1 tRNA gene and 1 rRNA gene are annotated in these 608 nt (G+C 49.3%); both read left to right on the forward strand.

Annotation, left to right across the window (positions count from 1 at the left end):
• Positions 1-128 precede the first annotated feature (128 nt).
• Positions 129-204, forward strand: a tRNA-Ala gene (locus ACLD72_RS32190).
• Positions 205-497: 293 nt separating this feature from the next.
• A 23S ribosomal RNA gene (locus ACLD72_RS32195) occupies positions 498-608 on the forward strand; the annotation flags it as partial.

Genomic DNA, 608 nt, shown 5'->3' on the forward strand with positions numbered 1-608 from the left:
GTGAGGTCGGTGGTTCGAGTCCACTAGGGCCCACCATATATCCCATAACGAGCATCATGTTTTACGGGAGTCCCGAGAAATAATCGGAATTGCCTTCGTAGCATGGCGTCATTTTTGGGGTTTGTTTTGGGGCCATAGCTCAGCTGGGAGAGCGCCTGCCTTGCAAGCAGGAGGTCAGGAGTTCGATCCTCCTTGGCTCCACCATACTTTATCATTTCCAATACTTACTGGTTGAACGGTAAGACGGGGGATGATAAGATAATCTTCCGCTGGTGAAACGGCGAAGAACTTGATCCTTGAAAACTGGATAACGAAACGAAATTTGCGTTTTAGAACAATCCTTTTAGCTGAACTTGTGTCAAAACAAGTATCAATTAAGGTAGTGATTGCTAGTGCGAAGGTTTTGTGGCTGGGGATCCTTTGGGAGTGCGTAAGCGAGGCAGTGCCGAAGCGAAAAGACGTACAACAGAGCACCAGACACAATACCAGAGCAACATGGTTAAGCTACTAAGAGCACACGGAGGATGCCTAGGCGCTAGGAGCCGAAGAAGGACGTGGCGAACAACGAAACTGCCTCGGGGAGCTGTAAGCAAGCATCGATCCGGGGA

This window comes from Paenibacillus lacisediminis, from assembly GCF_046567315.2.